The organism is Mycobacterium attenuatum, assembly GCF_900566085.1.
Classification (GTDB): Bacteria; Actinomycetota; Actinomycetes; order Mycobacteriales; family Mycobacteriaceae; genus Mycobacterium; species Mycobacterium attenuatum.
In genome coordinates this window covers 14,592-37,490 of record NZ_UPHT01000064.1, presented here as the reverse complement: position 1 = coordinate 37,490, position 22,899 = coordinate 14,592, and the positions used below count along the sequence as shown (strand labels likewise).

At 66.6% G+C, this 22,899-nt stretch carries 23 protein-coding genes and 1 pseudogene; 9 read left to right on the top strand and 15 right to left on the bottom strand.

Features of this window, described 5'->3' with window-relative positions:
* Window positions 1–654 (bottom strand): PE family protein (locus EET13_RS11305; RefSeq protein WP_136623150.1); only part of this gene is annotated, 654 nt, incomplete at its 3' end.
* A 302-nt stretch (window positions 655–956) separates the two neighbouring features.
* Between EET13_RS11305 and EET13_RS11300 the strand changes: the two genes are divergently transcribed.
* From EET13_RS11300 to EET13_RS11285, 4 genes are all read left to right on the top strand, one after another.
* Entirely contained in the window at window positions 957–1,472 is a 516-nt protein-coding gene (locus tag EET13_RS11300) for an SRPBCC family protein (RefSeq protein ID WP_122442370.1), read from the top strand.
* Window positions 1,473–1,513: 41 nt separating this feature from the next.
* A complete protein-coding gene (gene ypfJ / locus EET13_RS11295; protein WP_122442369.1) occupies window positions 1,514–2,398 on the top strand; it encodes a KPN_02809 family neutral zinc metallopeptidase in 885 nt (294 codons plus the stop codon).
* A 7-nt stretch (window positions 2,399–2,405) separates the two neighbouring features.
* Complete coding sequence (locus EET13_RS11290) at window positions 2,406–3,611, top strand: cytochrome P450 family protein (RefSeq protein ID WP_122442368.1); 1,206 nt, start codon at window positions 2,406–2,408, stop codon at window positions 3,609–3,611.
* A 528-nt stretch (window positions 3,612–4,139) separates the two neighbouring features.
* Window positions 4,140–5,333 (top strand): YVTN family beta-propeller repeat protein, encoded by a 1,194-nt coding sequence (locus tag EET13_RS11285; RefSeq protein ID WP_168991265.1) that lies wholly within the window; start codon window positions 4,140–4,142, stop codon window positions 5,331–5,333.
* A gap of 52 nt (window positions 5,334–5,385) precedes the next feature.
* Here the strand turns inward: EET13_RS11285 and EET13_RS30315 are convergent, their stop codons facing one another.
* The 3 genes from EET13_RS30315 to EET13_RS11275 are packed head-to-tail and all read right to left on the bottom strand — an operon-like array spanning window position 5,386 to window position 7,322.
* The gene (locus tag EET13_RS30315) at window positions 5,386–5,553 is read right to left on the bottom strand and encodes a hypothetical protein (RefSeq protein WP_168991264.1); all 168 of its coding nucleotides are present in this window, start codon (window positions 5,551–5,553) and stop codon (window positions 5,386–5,388) included.
* A 55-nt stretch (window positions 5,554–5,608) separates the two neighbouring features.
* Entirely contained in the window at window positions 5,609–6,499 is an 891-nt protein-coding gene (locus EET13_RS11280) for a dihydrodipicolinate synthase family protein (protein WP_122442366.1), read from the bottom strand.
* A gap of 37 nt (window positions 6,500–6,536) precedes the next feature.
* Entirely contained in the window at window positions 6,537–7,322 is a 786-nt protein-coding gene (locus EET13_RS11275; RefSeq protein ID WP_122442365.1) for an aldolase, read from the bottom strand.
* A 101-nt stretch (window positions 7,323–7,423) separates the two neighbouring features.
* Between EET13_RS11275 and EET13_RS11270 the strand changes: the two genes are divergently transcribed.
* Window positions 7,424–7,948, top strand: coding sequence for a helix-turn-helix domain-containing protein (locus tag EET13_RS11270; protein WP_122442364.1), 525 nt, complete (start codon window positions 7,424–7,426; stop codon window positions 7,946–7,948).
* A gap of 274 nt (window positions 7,949–8,222) precedes the next feature.
* On the top strand, window positions 8,223–8,906 hold the full coding sequence (locus tag EET13_RS11265; protein WP_122442376.1) for a class I SAM-dependent methyltransferase: 684 nt from the start codon (window positions 8,223–8,225) through the stop codon (window positions 8,904–8,906).
* Window positions 8,907–9,089: 183 nt separating this feature from the next.
* Here the strand turns inward: EET13_RS11265 and EET13_RS11260 are convergent, their stop codons facing one another.
* The 4 genes and pseudogenes from EET13_RS11260 to EET13_RS11250 form a co-directional block, all read right to left on the bottom strand.
* Window positions 9,090–10,211, bottom strand: coding sequence for a PPE family protein (locus EET13_RS11260; RefSeq protein ID WP_122442363.1), 1,122 nt, complete (start codon window positions 10,209–10,211; stop codon window positions 9,090–9,092).
* A 30-nt stretch (window positions 10,212–10,241) separates the two neighbouring features.
* The gene (locus EET13_RS31350) at window positions 10,242–10,499 is read right to left on the bottom strand and encodes a PE/PPE C-terminal domain-containing protein (RefSeq protein WP_280177871.1); all 258 of its coding nucleotides are present in this window, start codon (window positions 10,497–10,499) and stop codon (window positions 10,242–10,244) included.
* 303 nt (window positions 10,500–10,802) lie between these two features.
* Window positions 10,803–11,099 (bottom strand): annotated as a pseudogene (locus EET13_RS31345) (PE family protein); the annotation flags it as partial.
* A gap of 300 nt (window positions 11,100–11,399) precedes the next feature.
* Complete coding sequence (locus EET13_RS11250; RefSeq protein ID WP_122442361.1) at window positions 11,400–11,840, bottom strand: hypothetical protein; 441 nt, start codon at window positions 11,838–11,840, stop codon at window positions 11,400–11,402.
* Window positions 11,841–11,934: 94 nt separating this feature from the next.
* On the opposite strand from EET13_RS11250, the gene EET13_RS11245 reads away from it, so the two are divergent.
* Window positions 11,935–12,780 (top strand): patatin-like phospholipase family protein, encoded by an 846-nt coding sequence (locus EET13_RS11245; RefSeq protein ID WP_122442360.1) that lies wholly within the window; start codon window positions 11,935–11,937, stop codon window positions 12,778–12,780.
* Between the two features lie 23 nt (window positions 12,781–12,803).
* On the opposite strand, the gene EET13_RS11240 is transcribed toward EET13_RS11245, so the two are convergent.
* The 3 genes from EET13_RS11240 to EET13_RS11230 all read right to left on the bottom strand — a co-directional run bounded on the left by EET13_RS11240 (window position 12,804) and on the right by EET13_RS11230 (window position 15,830).
* Window positions 12,804–13,832 carry an Rv2578c family radical SAM protein gene (locus EET13_RS11240; protein WP_122442359.1) on the bottom strand — a complete coding sequence of 343 codons (1,029 nt, stop codon included), beginning with the start codon at window positions 13,830–13,832 and terminating at the stop codon, window positions 12,804–12,806.
* A gap of 64 nt (window positions 13,833–13,896) precedes the next feature.
* On the bottom strand, window positions 13,897–15,159 hold the full coding sequence (gene hisS / locus EET13_RS11235) for a histidine--tRNA ligase (protein ID WP_122442358.1): 1,263 nt from the start codon (window positions 15,157–15,159) through the stop codon (window positions 13,897–13,899).
* Window positions 15,156–15,830: an MBL fold metallo-hydrolase gene (locus tag EET13_RS11230; protein WP_122442375.1), complete on the bottom strand. Its 675-nt coding sequence runs from the start codon at window positions 15,828–15,830 to the stop codon at window positions 15,156–15,158. The genes hisS and EET13_RS11230 overlap by 4 nt, the downstream gene beginning before the upstream one ends.
* Before the next feature lie 109 nt (window positions 15,831–15,939).
* Between EET13_RS11230 and EET13_RS11225 the strand changes: the two genes are divergently transcribed.
* Window positions 15,940–16,842 (top strand): peptidylprolyl isomerase, encoded by a 903-nt coding sequence (locus EET13_RS11225; protein WP_122442357.1) that lies wholly within the window; start codon window positions 15,940–15,942, stop codon window positions 16,840–16,842.
* A 235-nt stretch (window positions 16,843–17,077) separates the two neighbouring features.
* Here the strand turns inward: EET13_RS11225 and EET13_RS11220 are convergent, their stop codons facing one another.
* Window positions 17,078–19,435: a RelA/SpoT family protein gene (locus EET13_RS11220; protein ID WP_122442374.1), complete on the bottom strand. Its 2,358-nt coding sequence runs from the start codon at window positions 19,433–19,435 to the stop codon at window positions 17,078–17,080.
* 342 nt (window positions 19,436–19,777) lie between these two features.
* On the opposite strand from EET13_RS11220, the gene EET13_RS31340 reads away from it, so the two are divergent.
* Window positions 19,778–19,972 (top strand): hypothetical protein, encoded by a 195-nt coding sequence (locus tag EET13_RS31340; RefSeq protein WP_244603860.1) that lies wholly within the window; start codon window positions 19,778–19,780, stop codon window positions 19,970–19,972.
* Window positions 19,973–20,044: 72 nt separating this feature from the next.
* Here the strand turns inward: EET13_RS31340 and EET13_RS11210 are convergent, their stop codons facing one another.
* From EET13_RS11210 to EET13_RS11200, 3 genes are read right to left on the bottom strand one after another with little or no spacing between them, the layout of a single operon-like run.
* Window positions 20,045–21,232, bottom strand: a complete 1,188-nt coding sequence (locus EET13_RS11210) for a cytochrome P450 (RefSeq protein WP_122442356.1) — start codon at window positions 21,230–21,232, stop codon at window positions 20,045–20,047.
* Window positions 21,229–22,668, bottom strand: coding sequence for an NAD(P)/FAD-dependent oxidoreductase (locus EET13_RS11205; protein ID WP_122442355.1), 1,440 nt, complete (start codon window positions 22,666–22,668; stop codon window positions 21,229–21,231). The genes EET13_RS11210 and EET13_RS11205 overlap by 4 nt, the downstream gene beginning before the upstream one ends.
* Window positions 22,665–22,892, bottom strand: a complete 228-nt coding sequence (locus EET13_RS11200) for a ferredoxin (protein WP_122442354.1) — start codon at window positions 22,890–22,892, stop codon at window positions 22,665–22,667. Before EET13_RS11200 ends, EET13_RS11205 begins: the two co-directional genes overlap by 4 nt.
* Window positions 22,893–22,899 lie beyond the last annotated feature (7 nt).

Sequence of the window (22,899 nt, the reverse complement as noted above, 5' to 3'; positions counted from 1 at the left end):
ACCAATGCCTAAGAACAGCGCGTTACCACCCGCGCCACCGGCGCCGCCGCCGGTCCCGCCGGCCCCACCAGCACCGCCGTTACCCCACAGCCACCCTCCGGTACCGCCTCGGCCGCCCGACGCGCCGATACCTCCGGCGCCGCCAGCCCCGCCGTTGCCGAGCAATCCCGCGGCCCCACCGGCGCCTCCGGCCTGGCCGGGGGCACCTGAGCCGCCAGTGCCGCCGTTACCCAACAGATAACCACCGGGCCCGCCGGGTTCCCCCGTTCCCGGTGCACCGTCGGTGCCATTGCCGATCAAGGGGCGGCCCGCGATGGTAGGGCCATTGATCGCACCAAGCAGGAATTGCTCCAGAGCCTGCAACGGCGAGACATTTGCCGCCTCCGCAGCCGCGTACGCGCTCCCGGCTTCCGTGAGCGCCTGCACGAACTGGCCTTGCCATGCCGCCATCGCGGCGCTCAGCGCCTGATACTGCCTGCCGTGGGTGGAAAACACCGCCGCAATTGCCTTCGACACCTCGTCGGCAGCGGCGGCCACCAACCCGCTTGTCGGGAGCGCTGCCGCCGCGTTGGCCGCGGCCAGCGCTGAGCCCATATCCGAGAGGTCGGCTGCCGCCAACGCCATCACATCCGGAATCGCAGTGACAAACGACATCAGGCACCTCCGCAATTTGTGTGATCGTCGTCGGCAGGCATAACCAGCCAGCAGATCCTACGCTTCGGCGACGCATCTTGAGGCCGTCCGCCGATACCGCGGGTTTGCCTCGAAGCTGGCACTCCGGGCCGTCGCACGTCCGGGCTGTTGCCGGCGCGCGCCCGGTGGCTTCCCGTCAAATGTCACGCGGGGCAAGCGTGTTTACGGCCCGCCAACGTCGCCCGCAGCTACCTCCGCCGCATCACGGCCCGCGAAGTCAGCGGTTAGCCCGACAGCGTGATGTCGGCTTAATGTCTGTAGTCATGTTTCCCTGCGAGCGCGTCGAGCTGACCTTTCTCGACCCGGATTCCGGTGAGGCGCCCTACCTCTTCCGCAACAGCGTGGATCTCGCCGTCACCCCGGAGCAGCTCTTCGAGGTGCTGGCCGACGCGGACGCCTGGCCGCGCTGGGCGTCGGCAATCAAGAAGGTGACCTGGACCAGTCCGCAGCCCTACCACGTCGGCACCACCCGTACCGTCGACATGCACGGGGGCATGGTGGTCAATGAGGAGTTTCTGGTCTGGGAACCGATGCGGCGCATGGCATTTCGGTTCAGCGAATGTTCGACCCAAGCGGTCGCCGCATTCGCCGAGGATTACCGGGTCGAGGTCATCCCCGGTGGCTGCCGGCTCACCTGGACCATGGCGCAAAAGCCCGCGGGGCCTGCGGTCCTGGGCATGTTCTTGTTCCGGCCGCTGTTGAACCTCGCGCTGCGCCGGTTCCTGGCCAACCTGCGCAGATACACCGACGCGCGGTTCGCCGCAGAGCAGCGGCGCTAGGCTGGTTCGACTCGGAAGCGGTCCGGATTGGGGAGCATGCGATGACCTTCAACGAGGGTATGCAGATCGATACCAGCACCGCGTCGTCGTCGGGCGGTTTTCCGGGCGGGCGGATGGCCATCGGCGGCGGCATCGGAGGGCTGCTGATCGTGGTGGTGGCCCTGTTCCTCGGCGTCGACCCCGGCGGCATCATGAGCCAGCAGCCGGTCGGCAACCGCGAGGCGGTGGCACCCGGCTTCGACCTCAGCAGGTGTAAGACCGGCGCCGACGCCAACAAATACGTCCAGTGCCGGGTGGTGGCCACCGGAAACTCCCTGGACGCGGTATGGAAGCAGCTCATGCCCAACCGCTACACCCGACCGCATCTGCGGCTGTTCAGCGGTCAGGTCAGCACCGGCTGCGGCCCGGCCAGCAGCGATGTCGGCCCGTTCTACTGCCCGGTGGACAAAACCGCGTACTTCGACACCGACTTCTTCCAGGTGCTGGTCACCCAATTCGGTTCCAGCGGTGGACCTTTCGCCGAAGAATACGTGGTGGCTCACGAATACGGCCATCACGTGCAAAACCTACTGGGGGTGCTGGGCCGCTCCCAGCAAGGCGCGCAGGGCGCCGGCGGCAACGGGGTGCGCACCGAGTTGCAGGCCGACTGCTACGCCGGCGTCTGGGCGCACTACGCGTCAACCGTCAAACAGCAGAGCACCGGTGTGCCGTACCTGCAGCCGTTGAGCGACAAGGACATTCAAGACGCCCTGTCGGCCGCGGCGTCGGTCGGCGATGACCGCATCCAGCAGCAGGCGAACGGGCGCACCAACCCCGAGACGTGGACACACGGCTCGTCGGCGCAACGGCAGCAGTGGTTCACCACCGGCTATCAGACCGGCGACCCCAACAAGTGCGACACATTCACCGCCACCGATCTGGGATAGCGCTCGGTTGATCAGTCACCCGATCACGGTAGGGTCTGCGGATTTCAACGCCGACCAGTACCGCTACTACGCCTGGATGCGCCGCAACTCCCCGGTCTATCGGGGCCGGTTGGCCCTGCGGCCACCCAACCGGGATGTCTACTTCATCTCCCGTCACCAAGACTGCGTGGCGGTGATCGCCGATCCGCGGATCCGGCGCGTCGTGGCGGGTGCGGAACACCTGCCGTTGCCCGACGCCATCCGCATGCTCACCACCGGCACCATGGTGTATCAGGACGATCCCGTGCACCTGCGGCTGCGCAAGCTGGTCAGCCGGCCGTTTACCCCACGCGCAATCGCACGCCTGGGCAACCGGGTCCAGGCGGTCACCGCTCGCGTGCTCGACAGGCTTACGCCGGGCCAGCGCATCGACCTCCACGACGACTACGCGTTGCCCATCACGACCACGGTGATCGGCGAAATGGTCGGCATACCCGCTTTGGATCGGTCCGCCTGCTACGACTACATCGACTCGCTGTTCGAGATGATGTTGACCGGCGGCTCCGAGGAAGCAGCCCAGCGAATGGACGAGTTCGTCGACTATCTGCGGAACCTGGTCCAACTGCGCCGCGCCGACCCGGGAGACGACATCATCACCGGGCTGATTCAGGCGGGCGAGGACGGCGACCGGCTATCGGACGACGAAATCATCGCCATGGTGTTTCTGCTCGTCACCGGCGACTATCAAACAACCCCGAACGCGATCACCAACGGAATGGCCGCCCTGCTCACCCACCCCGAACAGCTAAACCTGCTACAGGACCGACCCGAGCTCATCGGCAGCGCCGTCGAAGAGGTCCTGCGCTACACCGGTACTGTCGGCAGCACCGAGGCGACCACGTTCGCCGCCGAGGACATCACGATGCACGGCGTCACCATTCCGCGCGGAGCAATGGTGGTGCCGCTGCTGACCTCTGCCAACCGCGACCCCGCCGAGTTCGACGATCCCGACCGCTTCGATATCACCCGCAACCCCAACAACCATCTGGCCTTCAGCCGGGGAAGTCACTTCTGTCTGGGCGCACATCTGGCCCGAATGGAAGCCCGCATCACGATTGCCGCCTTGATCACCCACTTCCCTGATCTCGCCCTGGCCATCGCCCCGCAGGAGCTTCGCCTCGAACCGATTCCGCTGCTCAACCGATACGCCGAGCTTCCCATCGTCCTGGGATAACGTCCTGGGATAACGTCCTGGGATAACACTGACCCGTCAGGGCGCACGCAGATCTGCGATGCGGGAAACCTCGCTGTGCCACGCACCTTCGGATGGGCTATCTCGAGGGCACCGAGGGCACGCCGCCCCCTCTTCCCCTCTTCCCGGAAGAGGCGGCGGTGTCGCAAAGGGTCGCGGCGGCGGAGGGCAAGCGCGTCGGCTCGCGACCGACCGGTCAGCATGCCCGTCGCACCATTACCCCGTCGCGGTGATCACCACCGGCCCGACCGCTGCATCCATTCGGCGGCCTGGACCCTAAACTGCTGATTTCCGATGGCTGCGGGTTGACTCTCGGACGCGGGCGGAATCTGATGACATCGACCACGGCGGAAACCTTTACCCGGCCGCAGGCCGCAGAAGAAGGGACGCTAACTCATGGTGACGTGCGAGAACGGTCACCAAAACCCCGACGACTACCGTTTCTGCGGGCAGTGCGGAGCTCCGGTCGTGCCCGTTACGGTGCTCTGCCCAGCGGGCCACCTTACACCGGTGGACCAGCCATTCTGTGCAGAGTGCGGTGCGCCGATCATCGGTGCGGAACCAACGGTCGCGGCCGGCATCACTTATGCGAACCTCCCTGAGTCCGGCATCAGGCAGTGGTGTCGCAAGGTGTCGGGGCCTTGGAAGAACGCCAACGTCCGGCGGGTAGCCATCGCTGTCGGAAGTCTCCTTCTTGTGGGCGCGCTTGCCGTGCTTGGGTTTTCGATGATCAACTCCGGCCACGAGCGCGCCGGCACCACAATCACCGGACCGACGAAGCCTGGGGCCGGGCCGGGTTCGACCGCGCCGGTCACGCACATGGTCACTGCAACCGTGGCCGTCGGCTCTCTCCTCAACGCAGTAGCGGTCGATTCGGGCACCCGCACCGTCTACGCCGTCAACCACACAGTCCGGGGCAGGGTGTCAGTGATCGACGCAAAGACACACAAGGTCACAGCCACCGTGCCCGTCGGCGGCTCTCCGGTCGGGGCAGCGGTGGATCCAGGCACCCACACCGTCTACGTCACCAACAACGATGACGACACGGTGTCGGTGATCGACGGGAATACGCACGCCGTGACCGCTACCGTGCGAGTGGGCCACGGCCCGTTCGGGGTTGCGGTGGATCCAGAAACCCACACCGCCTACGTCACCAACGCCTTCGGCGCTTCAGTGTCGCTGATCGACGGGAGTACGCACATCGTCACCGCCACCGTGCACGTCGGTAGCGGCCCGTTCGGGGTGGCGGTGGATCCAGAGACTCACACCGCCTACGTCACCAACAGCGGCGACGACACCGTGTCGGTAATCGGCGGGTCCACACACACCGTCACCGCCACTGTGGCTGTCAGCACACGACCGTACGGGGTGGCGGTGGATCCCGGCACGCACGCGATTTACACAGCCAACTCGGACGGCCATACCGTGACGGTGATCGACGGGAAAACGAACGCGGTCATCGCCGCAGTGCCCGTCGGCACGAAGCCGTGGAAGATTGCGGTGGATTTGGGGACGCACCGCGTCTATGTCACGAACTACGACAAGGACGCCACCCTGTGGGTTATCGACGGGAAGACGAACACGGTCACGGCCACTGTGGGCGTCGGCAAATACCCGTGGGGGGTCGCGGTGGACCCAGACATCCACACCGCGTATGTCACGAGCTACGTCGACGGCACGATGTCGGTGATTGAATCCAGATAGCCAAACGCCCCGCCCCTCAATGGTGGCCCGCTTGCGCAGCGGCGCATTGCTGCTACGCGCGCCGGCTGGTTAGGCCCGGGACGTCGGCTTGCTCGCAACTCACCTGGATGGTGCGGCCCGACACGGTGGCGAACTCCTGCCAGGTCCCGCCCGCGAAAGTCCCGCCGACCGACCCCGGTACGCGGTGCGCAGCCGCCGCCACCCTCGTGGGATGGCCCACCGCCGGCGTCTAGCCGACAATCACCTGCGCTGCGAGACCAAAATTCTGACCAGCGCTACCCGCCGGCCAGCAACTCCCGCAACGTCTTACGCCCCTGCTCATCGAGCGGCAGCAGCGGCGCTCGCGGAACCCCGACGGGGAAACCCAGCAGCTCGAGACCGGCCTTGACGGTGGTCGGCAGGCCACCGGCAACGATGAACTGCAGCAGTGGCTTCAGGTCGTCGTAGAGAAGCTGCGCCTTTTCGAGATCGTCGCGACGCACCGCCTCATAGAGGTCGATGCACGGCTGCGGCCGCAAATTTGGTGCGGCCGTACACCATCCGGCCGCGCCGGCCCGCAGCGCGTCCAGCACCAGCGGATTGCTGCCGTTGTAGAAGGGCAGCTGGCCCTCGCTGAGCTGGGCGATGCGCTGCATCCGGGACAGATCGCCGGTGGATTCCTTAACCATGGTGAGGTTTTCGATGTTGTCGAACATGGTGACCAGTAGTTCGGGGCTCATGTCCACACCGCTGGTGGCCGGATTGTTGTAGGCCATGATGGGGATGCCGATGGCTTCGCCGATGCTGCGGTAGTGCTGGGCGATTTCCCGATCGGTCAGTTTCCAGTAGGACACCGGCAGCACCATCACGGCGTCGGCGCCGGCCCGCTCGGCGTACCGGGCACGCCGAACAGTCTTGGCAGTGGTCACATCCGAGATGCCGACGACCACCGGCAACCGCCGGTCCACGGCCGCGATGGCGGTGTCCACCACGGTGTCGAACTCCGACTCGTCAAGGTAGGCCAACTCCCCGGTGCTGCCGAGCGGGGCGATGGCATGCACGCCGGAGCCGACCAGGCGTTCGACCAGAGCGGCGAGTCGTGAGGTGTCTATTCCGCCGCTGTCGGCGAACGGCGTCACCGGGTAGGCAATAATGCCGTGGATCTTGGGCACAGCGGATTCGGCCACAGGACGAACTCCTCGGATTCGGTTGGCGGATAAGAGGTTAGCCAGTCAGCACATCGGGATGACGGGCCAGGGCGCGGCGGGCATAGTAGGCGAAGTTGGCTCGGCTGCGTGCCGGTGTCAACGTCCAGTCGTGGGCCTCGCGGGCCAGCCGCTCCGGCAGCTCGGCGATGGTTCCGGCGGCCATGGCGGCCAACTGCAGTTTCGCGGCACGCTCGATCAGCACCGCCAGCGAACACGCCTCCTCGATGCTGGCCCCGGCCACCACCTGTCCGTGATGGGCCAGCAGCGCCGCCTTCTTAGAACCCAATGCGGCGGTGATGATTTCGCCCTCTTCGTTACCGACGGGGACGCCCGGCCAATCGGCGAGGAACGCGCAGTCGTCATAGAGCGGCGTGGTGTCCATATGCGACACGACCAGCGGAACCTTCAGCATCGACAATGCCGCGACATGAAAGGCGTGGGTGTGCACGATGCACTGCACGTCGGTGCGCGCCCGATAGATCCAGCTGTGAAAACGGTTGGCGGGATTAGCCATACCGCTTCCGTGCAGGACATTCAGATCCTCGTCGACCAGCAGCAGGTTGTCCTCGGTGATCTCGTCGAACCCCAGGCCCAGCCGCTGGGTGTAATACGTCCCCGGTTCTTCGGCGCGGGCGGTGATCTGCCCGGTCAGGCCGGAGTCATGGCCGGCATCGAATAAGGCGCGACAGGTCAGCGCCACCTTCTGCCGAGTCGTCAAGGGCGAGTCGGCCGTCTCGGCGGCCAGCCGTTCCTGGGCGCGGCGCATCAGTTCGGACTTGGAATCGGTAAAGGTGATTGCCATCAGCTGCTCCCCGGTATCGCGAGCATATGACACAATTGTGACACACAAGTAGCACTATAGGAAACCTTGTGTCCCGGGCGGCGGGACGGAGGGAGTCTCCGGTGACAGCACTGTTGCGTGCCGTTCGCAGGCAGCGCGGCCTGACCCTGGAGCAGCTCGCGGAACAGACCGGCCTGACCAAGAGCTACTTGTCCAAGATCGAACGGGGACAGAGCACACCGTCGATCGCGGTGGCGCTCAAGGTCGCTCGAGCACTCGACGTCGACGTCGGACGGCTGTTCTCCGACGAGGCGGCCGAAGAGAAAATCACCGTCGACCGGTCCCGCGACCGCGCCGGCCGAGGGCGGGGACGGTACCACGCGCTGGCGTCGGCGTTGCTGGGAAAGTCCATGTCACCGTTCGTGGTTCGGCCCACCGACGATCCAGCCGACGATCCACATCCCGAGCACGCCGGCCAGGAATTCGTGTTCGTGCACGCCGGCAGCATCGAGCTCGACTACGGCGATCAGACGATCAGGCTCGACACCGGCGACAGTGCTTATTTCGACGCGTCGGTCGGTCACACCTTGCGGGCGGTCGGCGACGGGCGTTCCGAAGTCGTCGTCGTCACCCACGCCGGTCGCTAATAGCCCGGGGGACGATCCCATCCGCCATTCGGCGGACGCAAACTAGGACCCGCCGTGAGATACACATTAGCGTACTATGTAACGAATACTACCGTTACATAGTTCCAAATTACGTAAATGTGTAATACCCACGGTGTTCTAGGTGAGGAGTACGACATGTGCCACGAGGTTTTGTTCAACGCAGCCGAGACAAGCTATTCATTGATCTCGCTCATCGTTGACGACGTCGCCGACTGACGAGCAGCCGCAGCCCAGCCCGCGCGAGCTGAACGTCATGCCCCCCAAGCACCAACAGCGTCACACGGGCGCGATCACCAGCGACGGCAGCCTGGTCGAGATCTATCGTCGGGTACCGGCGACCGAAGAAGTCGAACGGGTCGCCGCCATGCTCGAGCCGGCGAGCTCGGTTCTGGACCTGGGATCCGGCGTTGGCCGCCTCGCTGACCCGCTGGCCACGCTCGGCCATCAGGTCACCGCGGTCGACGATTCAGCCGAGATGCTCGCCCATGTCCGCCATGGCCAAACCATCCAATCCCGCATCGAGGACCTTCGGTTACCCCAGAAATTCGATGCAGTCTTGCTGGCCAGCAGCTTGATCAACTATCCGGGCCTCGAATTTCGGATGAGCTTGCTGGCCACCGTCGCACACCATCTCAAGTCGGGCGGCAAGGCAATCATTCAGTGGCAATCACCGGAATGGTTCGCGCAGCGACCACTGGGGAGTTACCAGCGGTTCGACGGGGTGATGCGGCAGACCATGACGATCTTGCACAACCGCGAAGGGTGTGTCCTCGGGGAGTTCACGCTCGAGTGCGACGGGATGAGTTTGACCCAATCGTTCGAAACGCACCGAATGAGCGGCAACGAACTCAGGACCCTGCTGGAACGGGTGGGGATGCGACTGGACACCGACGAACCGGATTCGTCGGGATGGTTGCAGGCATCACTGCAACCGTAACGACCCACACTGTTAGCCTCGTCACATCAGGCGGCGTCGGAAACGGAGGCGATATGTCCTACCAAGACCTATTCCGCGAGGACGAAGACCCGCGTTCGTCGCGTTGGTTTACCGTCGGCGAAATCTCAGACTGACCGCGGGTGCCGCACCCCCTGACGGGGGCACGCCGCAGGAATCCAGGCGTCACCCAAGCACCTGCGGCGGCACCACCTTGGGCGCGACTCCGTATCGCGGTCCCGTGCCCTCCCGTGCCCTAGCCTCCCCCCGTCCGGCCCAGCCGACCGCCGGCACACCGGCCGGCAGCGCCGTCACCTCGGCGCCCTCCGCCGCGGGAACGGTCCACCCCGAGCCGTTCAGCGCCGCAACAGTATTCTCGGCCGGGACCGCCGCGGACCAACCGGGCGGCACCGTCAACTTGCCGACCGTGGACGCCGAACCCATGCCCGCCAGCACCGGTGTCCCACCCAGACCCAGCGGCCCGGCCGTAGCCCCGACGACGCCGGCGCCCACACCGGCAGCCGACGCGGGGACGGTGTTTCCGTTGAGTATCGAGGATGCGATGACGGCGAACATGTTCCACGCCACCGTGTCAAAGACCGCTTGCCCGATATTGATCACCAGGTTGTTGTTGAAGAAATCGTCCAACGGGCTGGCAACCGACGACGACACCGCCAACGGCGCGGCAAGCGATTGGACCGCTCCAGGCAGATTGGCCACCAGCCCACCAAACCCCGCCGACGGCGCGCTGGTTGCGGCGGCGCCAAGTCCCCCGGGATTGGTGGCCGGCGGCGGCGAGCTCAACGGCGCCAATACCCCCGCACTGGCGGACAAGCCGGCATAGCCGTACATCGCGGCGGCATCCTGTGCCCACATTTCGCCGTACTGTGCCTCGGTGGCCGCGATCGCTGGCGTGTTCTGCCCCAGGATGTTGGTCGCGACGAGAACCGCGAGCTGTGCCCGGTTGGCCATGACCACCGGCGGTGGGACCGTCATCGCCAAGGCAGTCTCATAAGCGGCCGCCGAGGCCATGGCTTGGGTAGCCGCATGCTGAAGTTGCCCGGCGGTGGCCTGCATCCACGCCACATAGGGCTCGGCCCCGGTGGCCATGGCCGCCGAAGACGGTCCGACCCACTGGGCGCCGGTCAACTGGGAGATCACCGACTGGCAGATGCGGGCCGTGGTACCCAACTCTTCGGCCAGGTTGTTCCACGCCGCCGCGGCCCCCACCAGCGGTCCCGACCCGGCGCCGGTGTACATGCGGGTTGAGTTGATCTCCGGCGGCAATGCCGCGAAATCGAAAACCATTTGTGCGCTCCTGTCTGTGGGCCGGGTGTGCTAGGTGACCGTCGGCTTGGGCATCACCATGGGCTTGGTGCCGTAGCGGGGCGTACCGAACCCGAGGCCCGCGCGCCCAGCCGAGGCCGCCGGCATCCCGGCCGGCACGGCGGTTACCGCCGTGTCGTGAGCAGCAGCGCTGGTCCAGCCGAAGCCTGGGCCGGGGGCCGAACTCGCGGTCCGGCCGCTGGCGGTGGCCCAACTCGGCGGCACCGACAACCCGCCGAGCGAAGACGCCTGACCCGAACCGGCCAGCACCGGCTTCGCCTCGGTAGCCGGCGAGCCCGCCGGCGCCGGGGCACCGGCAGGGAGCCCGGCGTCCGGCGAGTCGGAAGCGGCGACATTGCCGGCGCCGGTCGAATGCTGACCCGGCTCCACCTGGACCAGGTCCGACGCGGCGGCGCTGAAGTTCTGCGCCCACCCGATAGGTGTTCCTATGGTGGCGCCCGACGACGACGACAAGCCGGAGCCACCGGTCAGCGCATTGAAAATGCCCAATGGCCCCGATGAGGACGATCCCGCCCCAGCCAGCCCGCCGAGGACTCCCGGCAACGTTGTCGCACCGGCCGCGGTGCGGTTCGCGGCCTCGGTCTCCGCATACGAACCGGCGCTGCTGCCCAGCGTGTTCACCAGCATCTGGTGAATCGCGGCGGCCTGTGCGCTGACCTGCTGGTACCAGGTGCCGTACGCGGCGAACTGTGCGGCCTGCAGGGCTGAGACCTCGTCCGCGGCCGCCGGTACCACACCCGTGGTGGGTGCCGCCGCCGCGGCATTCTGAGCGGCCATCGAGGAGCCGGCGATTTGTAGTGCGCCCGCGGCGGCCGTCAGCGCCGCGGGCCGGGTGGTCACGAAGGACATGTGCTTCTCCTTGGAAAGCGAGCCGGCACGCCAGCCGGCGACGTGGTTGTGCCCTGGCTAAGTACCCGCGCGGGTCGGCTTGACGCGCACACAGACCGTGGGCAGCGACAGGAGAAGGCGCCTACCCGGCATGCGACGTGTTGAGCGACAACACAAGTCGGCTGCTATGACGGACAGCTGTGGGGCGGATTCGGCCGTCGGCGCGGCGGCCGCGGGATCAGGCCGCGCGCACCGGTTGCCGGCCCCATTCCAGTGGTTGGGTTTATCCGGATCGGCGCGGCAGCGGCGCGCGCCAGCCGGTTACCAGGGTCGCGTCGAGCAGGTGACCCCGGTGGTCGCGTTCTGCGTCACCACCACCTGGCCGTCCACGGCGATCTCGCAGTGCAGCTGCGGCAGGCTCCCCGAGCCGCAGTCTGGCCAGTGACACCCGCCGCTGGCGCTGACGAACGCCCACTGGTTCGGGTTGGCCAATGTGGTGGTGTATACAAGTGGCTGGTCAGCGGTGAAGGTGGCCGGCACGGTGGTCAGGTACTGCGACGAGTTTGCGTCGAAGGCGGACTGGCTGGGCGGGTCGCCGTTGATGTAGCGGACATTGCCGGTCAGGTTGCCGGTGGCGGTCACCGTGTAGGTCACCTGATGGCCGGCTGGGTCGGCGGCTGAGGCCGCGGCGGTGCTGATCGCCAACGCTCCGGCAACCACTACCGTCGCGACAGCGCTCGCCACCTTCCGCATGTTCGTCATGTCGAAAACGCTACCGGATCCGTTACCACGGTTGGGATTTGCGGTCTTAGTCGAAGGCTCAGCCGCGGCGGCACGAAGTCCTTAGTATCCATCTGTGACCACAGCGTTCGTGCTTTCCGGGGGCGCGAGCCTCGGCGCGATCCAGGTCGGGATGCTGCAGGCCTTGGCCGATGACGGCATCCGCCCGGACCTGATTATCGGCACCTCCGTCGGCGCCCTCAACGGCGCATGGATCGCCGCCCGGCCGGACGCCGCCGGTGTTCGCGCGCTGGCGGACGTGTGGTTGTCGCTGACCCGAAAGGCGGTGTTCCCCACCCACCTGGTCGACGGGTTGCTGGCCTGCCTCGGCCGCCGACAGCATTTAATCCCGAGCGCGGGGCTGCGGCGCATTCTGACCAGGGAACTCGGTTTCGCCAGGCTCGAGGATGCGCCGATTCCGTTCCACGTCGTAGCCACCGACGTGATCTCCGGCATTGACGTGCTGCTGTCGTCCGGAGACGCGGTCGACGCGGTCGCCGCCAGTGCCGCCATCCCGGGCATCTTCCCGCCGGTCAACATCAACGGCCGCGATCTCATGGACGGCGGTGTGGTCAATAACACCCCGGTTTCGCATGCGATCGCCCTGGGGGCCGACCAGGTCTGGGTGTTGCCGACCGGCTACTCGTGCGCCTTGCCGGCGGCACCGCCCTCGGCGATGACGATGGTCCTGCACGCAGCCTCGCTCGCGGTCAACCATCGCCTCGCGCTCGACGTCGAGCGCTTTGAGCAGACCGCCGACCTGCGTGTCATCCGGCCGCTGTGTCCGGTCTCCATTTCCGGAGCCGATTTCTCACAGGCGGCAACGCTCATCGAGCGTTCCCACGCCGCCACCCGCCAGTGGTTGGCGGAGCGACCCATCTCCACCGGCCAGGCCGCATTGCTGCAGCCGCACGTCCACTGACACCCCGGGCGTCGGGGCACCGGTCAAAACAGCGTCGGCTGAACAAGTTCGGGCAGCACCGCCGCTTCGACCGCGAGCGACGACGGGCGGTGGTCACCGCCGAGCCGGTGCTTCGTTATCAGCGGTGCGGACCGTTTTCGCAGCATCTCGCGGTAGCTCGGCGGTAGATAGGCGCCCCGGCGGTACAGCTCGCGGTACCTGCCGATCAACTCGGCATGTGTTTGGCCCAGCCACGACAGGAACCAGCCGCGGGTCGAGCCGCGCAGGTGCAGCCCGAAAACCGTCACGCCGGTGGCCCCCGCGGCCGCGATCTGGCCGAGCAGCCCGTCGAGGTGCTCGACGGAGTCGGTCAGGTGCGGCAATACCGGTGCAACCATCACGTGGCAGCCCAGCCCCGCCTCGCGAATCGCGGTGATCAGCGCCAACCGCGCCTGAGGTGTCGGGGTGCCGGGCTCGACCTCGCGGTGCAGCTGCGGGTCGGCGACCGCCAGCGACACCGCCACCGACACCGGCACTCGTCGGGCCGCCTCGGCCAGCAGCGGAAGGTCTCGTCGTAGCAACGTTCCCTTGGTCAGGATCGACAGCGGGGTACCGGATTCGGCGAGCGCATCAATGATGCCCGGCATCAGCGCGTAACGGCCCTCGGCACGCTGGTAGGGGTCGGTGTTGGTGCCCAGCGCAACGGTCTCCCGCCGCCACGACGGCCGGTGCAGTTCGCGGCGCAGCACCTCGACGACGTTCGTCTTGACCACCACCTGGGTGTCGAAGTCGGCGCCGGGGTCGAAGTCGAGGTACTCGTGGGTGGGACGGGCGAAACAGTACCGGCAGGCGTGCGAGCAGCCGCGGTAGCCGTTGACGGTGTAGCGGAACGGCAGCGCAGCCGCATTGGGCACCCGGTTCAGTGCCGACTTGCACAGCACCTCGTGAAACGTCATGCCCTCGAATTGAGGCGAGCGAACGCTGCGGACGAAGCCGATGCGCTGCAGCCCCGGTAGCGCCCCGTCGTCGACCGGCGCCCCATTAACCGCCACGCTCTGGCCCGCCCAGCGCATGACTCTATTCGAACAATAGTTCGATGTGAAGTCAAGCCCGAATGCGCTGACGTCCGCCCAGAACCTACCGGCTCAACCGCGAAACTACCTCGGCCACAACTAAATCCGTCGTCACGGACAGCTGCTCTCCCGTCGCGAGGTCCTTCACCCCGATCGCGCCGGCCGCGACGTCACGGTCCCCGGCAACCAGCGCAAGACGGGCACCGGAACGATCGGCCGCGCGCATTGCACCCTTGAGCCCGCGGTCACCGTAGGCCAGGTCGGTCCGCACCCCGGCGGCCCGCAGCTGCGCGGCCAGCACCGCCAGTCGCAGCTTGGCCGCCTCGCTGAGCGGCACGCCAAAGACGTCGCAGCGGGTGGTCTCCCCCACGCTCCTGCCCTCGGCGCGTAGCGCCAGCAGTGTCCGGTCCACGCCGAGCCCAAACCCGATACCCGAGAGGTCTTGCCCACCGAGCTCGTGCATCAGCCCGTCGTAGCGGCCGCCGCCGCCGATGCCGGACTGCGCGCCCAATCCGTCGTGGACGAACTCGAACGTCGTCTTGGTGTAGTAATCCAGCCCGCGCACCATGCGCGGATTGATCACATAGGGCACCCCGAGCGCGTCCAGGTGCGACAGCACGGTGTCGAAGTGCTGCTTGGCAACATCGGAGAGATGGTCGAGCAGCACCGGCGCGTCGGCGGTCATGGCGCGCACCGCCGGGCGTTTGTCGTCGAGCACCCGTAACGGGTTCAGCTGCGCGCGCCGCCGGGTCTCCTCGTCCAGGTCGAGCCCGAACAAGAACTCCTGCAATAGTTCTCGGTACTGTGGCCGGCAGGTCTCGTCGCCCAGCGAGGTGATTTCCAGGCGGAACTCCTGCAGACCCAGCTCGCGGAAGCCGGCGTCGGCCACGGCGATCACCTCGGCGTCCAGCGCCGGGTCGTCGACACCGATCGCCTCGACACCGACCTGCTGCAGCTGGCGATACCGGCCGGCCTGTGGACGCTCGTAGCGGAAAAACGGCCCCGCGTAACACAGCTTCACCGGCAGCGCGCCGCGGTCCAGGCCGTGTTCGATCACGGCGCGCACCACCCCGGCGGTGCCCTCGGGCCGCAAGGTCACCGAACGGTCGCCCCGGTCGGCGAAGGTGTACATCTCCTTGGACACCACGTCGGTGGACTCGCCCACACCGCGGGCGAACAGCGCGGTGTCCTCGAAGATCGGCAGCTCGATATGCCCGTAACCGGCCCGGCGGGCGGCGCTGAGCAGGCCGTCACGCACCGCGACGAACTGCGCCGAGTCCGGCGGAACGTAATCCGGTACCCCTTTGGGGGCCGAAAATTCGCTCACCGGCCCAGGCCTTCGAGGAACGGGTTGAAGCGCCGCTCAGCGCCGATGGTGGTGGAGTTGCCGTGGCCGGGCAGCACCACGGTCTTGTCGTCGAGCACCAGCAGCTTGTTGACGATGGAGCGAAGCAGGTCTCGGCCGCTGCCGCCGAAGAGGTCCGAGCGTCCGATCGAGCGCTCGAACAGCGTGTCCCCGGTGAATACGACGTCGCGGTCGTCCTTGCTGGCCTGCAGCACCCGGAAGCACACCGAGCCGCGGGTGTGCCCCGGTGTGTGGTCGACGTTGACCGAAACATTGCCCAGGTCGATCTTGTCGCCGTCGCGGTCAAGTTCGACGACCTGTTTGGGCTCCCGGAAAAACGCACCGGCCATCAGCTGCGCCACCCGCGGCCCCAGCCCAAAGATCGGGTCGGTCAGCATGAACCGGTCCTCGGGGTGGATATAGGTGGGGCAGCCGAAGGTGTCGGAGACCTTCTGGGCGGACCACATGTGGTCGATGTGCCCGTGGGTGATCAGCACCGCGGCCGGGGTCAGGCGGTTCTTGTCCAGGATGCGGCGCAGCCCGCCCAAGGCGCGCTGGCCCGGGTCCACGATGATCGCGTCAGTTCCGGGCCGCTCGGCCAGCACATAACAGTTGCACGCCAGCACCCCGGCCGGGAATCCGGTGATCAACACGATTACCAGTTTCCCATCCCAGGCCGTAAGCACCGATGCGGGCCGCACGGTAGCCCATGCCGCGCCCACCCGGACCCGGTCATCAGGCCAACATGGAAAGATATCGGCCGTGCCGACCAATCAGCAGCGACGTGCCACCGCCAAGCGCAAACTCGAGCGACAGCTGGAGCGCCGCGCCAAGCAGGCCAAAAGACGCCGAATCCTGACGATCGCCGGTGGCGTGGTCGCCGCGGCGGCCGTGATTGCCGCCGTCGCGGTTGCCGTCGTCCTCAACAAGGACGACCACAAGGGCACCCCGTCGGCGTCAACCCCCACCAGCTCCGCACCCGGCTCGCCCTCGGCGACCGGTCTGCCGCCGGTGCAGCTTGGCAACGCCGTGCCGATGCCGGCGTTCAAGCCCCCAGCCAACCTGGGCGCCAACTGCCAGTACCCGCCGTCGCCCGACAAGGCCGCCAAAGAGGCCAAGCCGCCGCGCACCGGCAAAGTGCCCACCGAGCCGGCTCAGATCAGCGCGAGCATGGTGACCAGCCAGGGCAAGGTCGGCCTGATGCTGGCAAACAACGAGTCACCATGCACGGTCAACAGCTTTGCCAGCCTGGCCCAGCAGGGCTTTTTTAAAGACACCAAATGCCATCGGCTGACCACGTCGCCGTCGCTGTCGGTGCTGCAGTGTGGTGATCCCAAGGGTGACGGCACCGGCGGGCCGGGCTATCAGTTCGCCAACGAGTATCCGACCAACCAGTACCCGCCGAACGACCCCAAACTCAAGGAGCCGGTGATCTATCCGCGGGGCACTCTGGCCATGGCCAACGCGGGACCCGACACCAATAGCAGCCAGTTCTTCATGGTCTATCGCGACTCGGCGCTGCCCCCCGAGTACACGGTTTTCGGCACCATCCAGGCCGACGGACTGGCCACGCTGGACAAGATCGCCGAGGCAGGCGTCGCGGGCGGCGGCGAGGACGGCCCGCCCGCCGTCGACGTCGTCATCAAGTCGTTGCTGCTCGACTAGTTGCCGAGCGGACGCAAAGGCCCCCATTTCGCGGCTGAAATGGGGGCCTTTGCGTCTGCTCGCCAGGGCAGCACCACCCTGGGCACAGCTGCGACCCGCGGCTTGCCGAGACTGCGTTGATCGCTTGAGCCCAAGGCACGATGTAGCACTGTGGACGCAGGTTCGGCGCCGCGAGCGCAGACTTGACATTCGAATTGCGTTGCCGGTGAACGCTTCTGGCCTGGCCTGTCGTGGTCTAAGCCGCGGACGTCACGCGATAAACGTCGTAGACGCCTTCGACATTGCGCACGACGTTGAGCAGATGGCCGAGATGCTTGGGATCACCCATCTCGAAGGTGAACCGGCTGATCGCCACCCGGTCGCCGGAGGTCGTCACCGACGCGGACAGGATGTTGACCTTCTCGTCGGCGAGCACCCGGGTGATGTCGGACAGCAGCCGGTGCCGGTCGAGTGCCTCGACCTGGATGGCGACCAGGAACACCGACGTCGGTGAGGGAGCCCAGAGCACTTCGATGATGCGCTCGGCTTGCTGCTGCAGGGACGTGGCATTGGTGCAGTCGGTGCGGTGCACGCTGACCCCGCCGCCTCGGGTGACGAACCCCATGATCTGGTCGCCGGGCACCGGCGTGCAGCACTTGGCCAACTTGGTCAGCACACCCGGGGCGCCCGGTACCGATACTCCGACGTCGTCGCTGCTGCGCTGGCGGCGCGGCATCGTGGTCGGCGTGGACCGCTCGGCGAGCTCCTCTTCTGCCTGGTCGATACCGCCGAGCTCGGCCAGCAGTCGCTGCATGACATGCCGGGCCGACACATGGCCCTCGCCGATCGCGGTGTAGAGCGCTGAGACGTCCGCGTAGTGCAATTCGCGGGCCACCGCCCCCATGGACTCACCATTGACCAAGCGCTGCAACGGAAGTCCGCCCCGGCGCACCTCACGCGCCATCGCCTCCTTGCCGGTCTCCAGCGCCTCTTCACGGCGCTCCTTAGCGAACCACTGCCGGATCTTCGTCTTGGCGCGCGGGGACACCACGAACTGCTGCCAGTCGCGCGACGGCCCGGCATTGGGCGCCTTGGACGTGAAAACCTCGACCACTTCGCCGTTTTCCAGCTTGCGTTCCAGCGCCACCAGCCGGCCGTTGACCCGGGCGCCGATGCAGCGGTGGCCGACCTCGGTGTGCACCGCATAGGCGAAATCCACCGGCGTCGACCCGGTCGGCAGGGTGATCACATCACCCTTCGGGGTGAACACGAAAATCTCTTGCACCGCAAGGTCGTAACGCAGCGACTCCAGGAACTCGCCGGGGTCGGCGGCCTCGCGTTGCCAGTCGAGCAGTTGGCGCATCCAGGCCATGTCATCGATCTCGGCAGCGGCATGTGGATGGGGAACACCGTTGCGGCCCTTAGCTTCCTTGTAGCGCCAGTGGGCGGCGATGCCGTATTCGGCGGTGCGGTGCATGTCGCGGGTGCGGATCTGCACCTCCAGCGGCTTACCTTCGGGGCCGACGACCGTGGTGTGCAGCGACTGGTACACCCCGTACCTGGGCTGGGCGATGTAGTCCTTGAACCGTCCGGCCATCGGCTGCCACAGCGAATGCACCACGCCCACAGCGGCATAGCAGTCGCGGATCTCGTCGCACAGGATGCGGATGCCGACCAGGTCGTGGATGTCGTCGAAGTCGCGCCCCTTGACGATCATCTTCTGATAGATCGACCAGTAATGCTTGGGCCGGCCCTCCACGGTCGCCTTGATCTTCGATGCGCCCAGGGTGTTGATGATCTCGGTGCGGACCTTGGCCAGGTAGGTGTCCCGCGAGGGCGCACGGCCGGCGACCAGCCGCACGATCTCCTCGTACTTCTTGGGATGCAGGATCGCGAATGACAAGTCTTCCAGCTCCCACTTGACGCTTGCCATACCCAGCCGATGCGCTAGGGGTGCAATGACTTCCAGCGTCTCTCGGGCCTTGCGGGCCTGCTTCTCGGGCGGCAGGAAGCGCATGGTGCGCATGTTGTGCAGCCGGTCGGCGACCTTGATCACCAGCACCCGCGGATCGCGAGCCATCGCGATGATCATCTTGCGGATCGTTTCGCCTTCGGCGGCGCTGCCAAGTACCACGCGGTCCAGCTTGGTCACCCCGTCGACGAGATGACCCACCTCTTCACCGAAATCCTCGCTCAGCGCCTCGAGCGTGTAACCGGTGTCCTCGACGGTGTCGTGCAGCAGCGCGGCCACCAGGGTGGTGGTATCCATGCCCAACTCGGCCAGGATGTTGGCGACGGCCAGCGGGTGGGTGATGTAGGGATCTCCGGAATGCCGAAACTGCCCGGCATGTCGTTGGTCGGCGACCTCGTAGGCTCGCTGCAGCATGGACAGGTCGGCCTTGGGATAGATCTCGCGGTGCACCGCCACCAGCGGCTCGAGCACCGGGTTGATGGCGCCGCTACGAGCGGTCATCCGGCGGGCCAGCCGGGCCCGGACCCGACGCGACGCGCTGCTACTGGTCTTGAGGGTCTCGACGGGCGACGGCTCAGGCGCTTCGACAGGCGCATCAATCGGCGACGCAACTGTTTGGGTTGCGTTCTGGTCATCCGCCACGGTGGTCACCTCCGACTTAGAGGATAATCCCGCGTCTGATTTTGCCGCTGGAAGTCAGGTCACGACGCTCGGCGAGCAGCGCCATTCACCTCTTTGCCGGCGGCCAGCTCGATACGCGGGCGGGTACCGGCCTGATGGTCGGAGGATTGATCGGCGCGGCCGCGGGCGTCAAGCTGACCGTGCGCGTCCCCGCGGGGGCGCTCAAGGTGCTGTTGCTCGTCGTCGTGCTCGCAACGGCAGCCAAGTTGCTGCTCGTTGCCGCCGGAACCGACCCGCCAGCCGGAAGGGCTCTGCTGCCGGCAACCCTCGCGGCGAATACCGCAGCGGTTCAGCTTGACTGCGATGCTTGGAATAGTGATAGGCGCGTGGTCGACGGCGCTGGGGCTTGGTGGTGGCCTGCTGACTGCGCCGGTCATGCTGGTGCTTTTCGGCTCGCCGCTCTACGTTGCCGAGGGTACGGCGCTGATGGTGATGCTGCCCAACGCCTTAGCAGAAACGCTGGGGCCACACCCATGCTGGCGGTCGAAGGCGCAGTAACTTCTTGCGGCACAAAAAGGTTGGCACACACCGATTACGAGGCGGGCGAACGCCCGGGACGGTTCACGGCCCTCAATTCCGCACCCGGTCCACCGTCACGAGCAGGTGGCGCGGCCCGCGCAGAAAAGGATTCAGCCGGTACGGGGGCGGGTCGTCGATCAATCGCGGGGCTTCCAGCCGACGTGCCAACGCGCTCAACGCGATCTGAGTCTCGAGTCGGGCCATAGGAGCGCCGAAACAGGCGTGAATACCGTGCCCGAAACCGAGATGCTGATTGTCCGGCCGGTCGGGCACAAATAGATCGGGATCGAAGAAGCGTAGCGGATCGCGATTTCCGGCGGCAAGCACGAGGTGTACCTTCGCCCCTTGCGGAATGGTGACGCCAGCGATGGTGACATCGGCCAGGGCGGCACGCGGCGTAATCTGTGCGGGCGGCTCATGGCGGAGCAGTTCTTCAACCATCGGGATGACCAGGCCGGGTTGGCGGCGCAGCCGCTCCATAAGCTCGGGACGCCGAAGCAGCGTCAGCATCCCATTGGCGATCAGGTTGACGGTAGTTTCGTGACCACCGATGAGCAGCAGGACCCCGGTGTCTGCGATTTCCGCGGTGCTCATCCGTCCGTCCGGGTTGTCATCGGTGACCCAGCGCGACAGCATGTTGTCGCACGGCTGCCGGCGGAAGGCTGCAGCGAGCTCAATGATGTATTCGCGCACCTCTGCGATCGCTTGCTTGCCCCGTTGCCGCTGTTCGGCAGTTCCGTACTCGGCGTCGAGGATGTCTTGCGTCCAGCGCCGGAACAACGGTTCATCTCCGAGTGGCACGCCGAGCATGTCACAGATCATCGTCACCGGAAGGGGATAGGCCAGCTCATCGACGATGTCGATCTGGCGGCGGTCACGACAGTCGTCGATCAGGCGGTCGACCAGGCTGGTGAACGTGTCGCGCATGCCATCGACCCATCCAGGCCGGTGCGGCGGACCAAAGTGGCGCATCGCCATACGACGCAACCGGCCATGCTCGGGCGGGTCGAGCGCAATGAATCCCGGGATGAGGTCCGGCTCGAGCTGGTTACCCTTGCTCAGATCTGAGCTCATCCGCGGATCGTGAAGCAGGGCCGTGATCTCCCGATAGGTGCTGACGACGTAGCTGCCGTCCGCCTGCCGCGCTACCGGCGTCTGCCGGAGCTGGGCGTAGCGCGGGTAGGGGTCGGCCCGATTGGCGTAGTCGAGGATTTGCTCGAACATCGATTGCTGCGTCATGGAGTGTTCACTTGGCATCGCCTGGGTGGAATTTCGCGGAACTCGTTGCGGTAGTTGCCCGGCGGCGCAAAAACGGCGCGGCGCTCACTGGGTGCATAGCCGATTGCCCCGGGCTCGTGGGGAGGGACACCCGGATTCCGGAACCCCGCCGGGATCGGACGTACGCCGGCGGGCTGGTCGAAACCGGGTGCGGGGGGCGGGAATGGGGCGGAATCCGCGATCAGCCGCTCGAAGAACTCCAGCCACATGCCCTGGTTGACGGTGACAGCCGCGACCAGGCGGCCCCGGCGGCCGTAGGCCGCAATGAACCGGTGCTCGTCGACCGAGCCTTGGGTGATGACCACCTCGTCGGCAAACCGCGCCACACCAACGGACTTGATGTTGGTCCCGAATTGCGCTGACCAGAAAGTGGGCACGGCCAGGTGAGGGCGGCGCCGGGACGGGGCACAGATAATATTGTGGGCCGCGACTTCGGCTTGGGTTACTGCGTTGCTCCAGTGCTCCACGGCCAGGAATTCGAAATCGTAACGGGGATGCGGGAATCGCGCCACATCACCGGCAGCGAAGATGTGCTCGGTGACAACGCCGTTGAGGTCGAAGACGCGGCAATGCGTGTCGCAGGTCACGCCCCACGCGCTGTCAGCCGCCAGCCCCGAATCGTGCAACCATTCGGTGTTGCGGATCGACCCGAGCGCGGCCACCGCCACATCGATGTCTAGCACGGTCCCGTCGGACAGGTGGGCGCGACGCAACCGCCCGCTCCCGTCCCCCGCCAACTCGGTTACGGTCACGCCGCAACGCAGGTCGACGCCATGCTGGCGCTGCAGCGTCGCCGCCCAGGCGCCGATCGCGCCGCCCAGCGCGTTTTCCAGCGGTGCGCCGCCGCGATCGACCACCGTCACGGGCAGGCCGAGTTCGCGACACGCCGATGCAATCTCGCAACCGATGAACCCGGCGCCGATGATGAGCACCCGCTGCGGCTTGGCGGCCAGATACTGCCGCAGCCGGGCCGCGTGATCCCGGGTGCGCAATACGCACACCCCGTCCAGAGCGGCTTCGGCCTGATTCGCCCAGGGGCGGGCCCGCACTCCGGTAGCGATCAGCAAGCGGTCGAAGCCCACCTCATGGCCGTCGGCGAGATGGACACGCTGCCTGGTCGGGTCCAAGCCGACGGCCGCGGCACCGAGGCGCCACTCGGCATCAAGGTGGCGCAGGCGCGGCAAGGCGGTCTGGCCGGCCAGCGCATAGCCGGTCAGAACCTGCTTGGACAGCGGCGGGCGGTCGTAGGGTTCGTAGGACTCGTCGCCAATCAAGGTTAACTTTCCGCGAAAGCCCTTGTGGCGCAACGCCTCCGCAGCCCGGAGCCCCGCCAGGGAGGCACCGACGATCGCAACCCGGCCGTTGAGCCGGTGGCCCCCGGTCGCCGAGCTGCTCATGCCGATCCCGTTTCCGGCGTGAGTACTGAATCGTCGAGCCGGTCAATGACGATCGCCTGGACCGGACAGGCTGCGGCAGCGCGCAAGACTTGCTCGCGCTGAACCATGTCGGGATTGGGTTGATACATCAAGGCTTCCTCCCCCGCCAGCTTGAACGCCTGGGGCGCAAGAAAGCAGCACTGGGCGTAGCCCTGACACCGCACCAGATCGACCACGATACGCACGCCATTC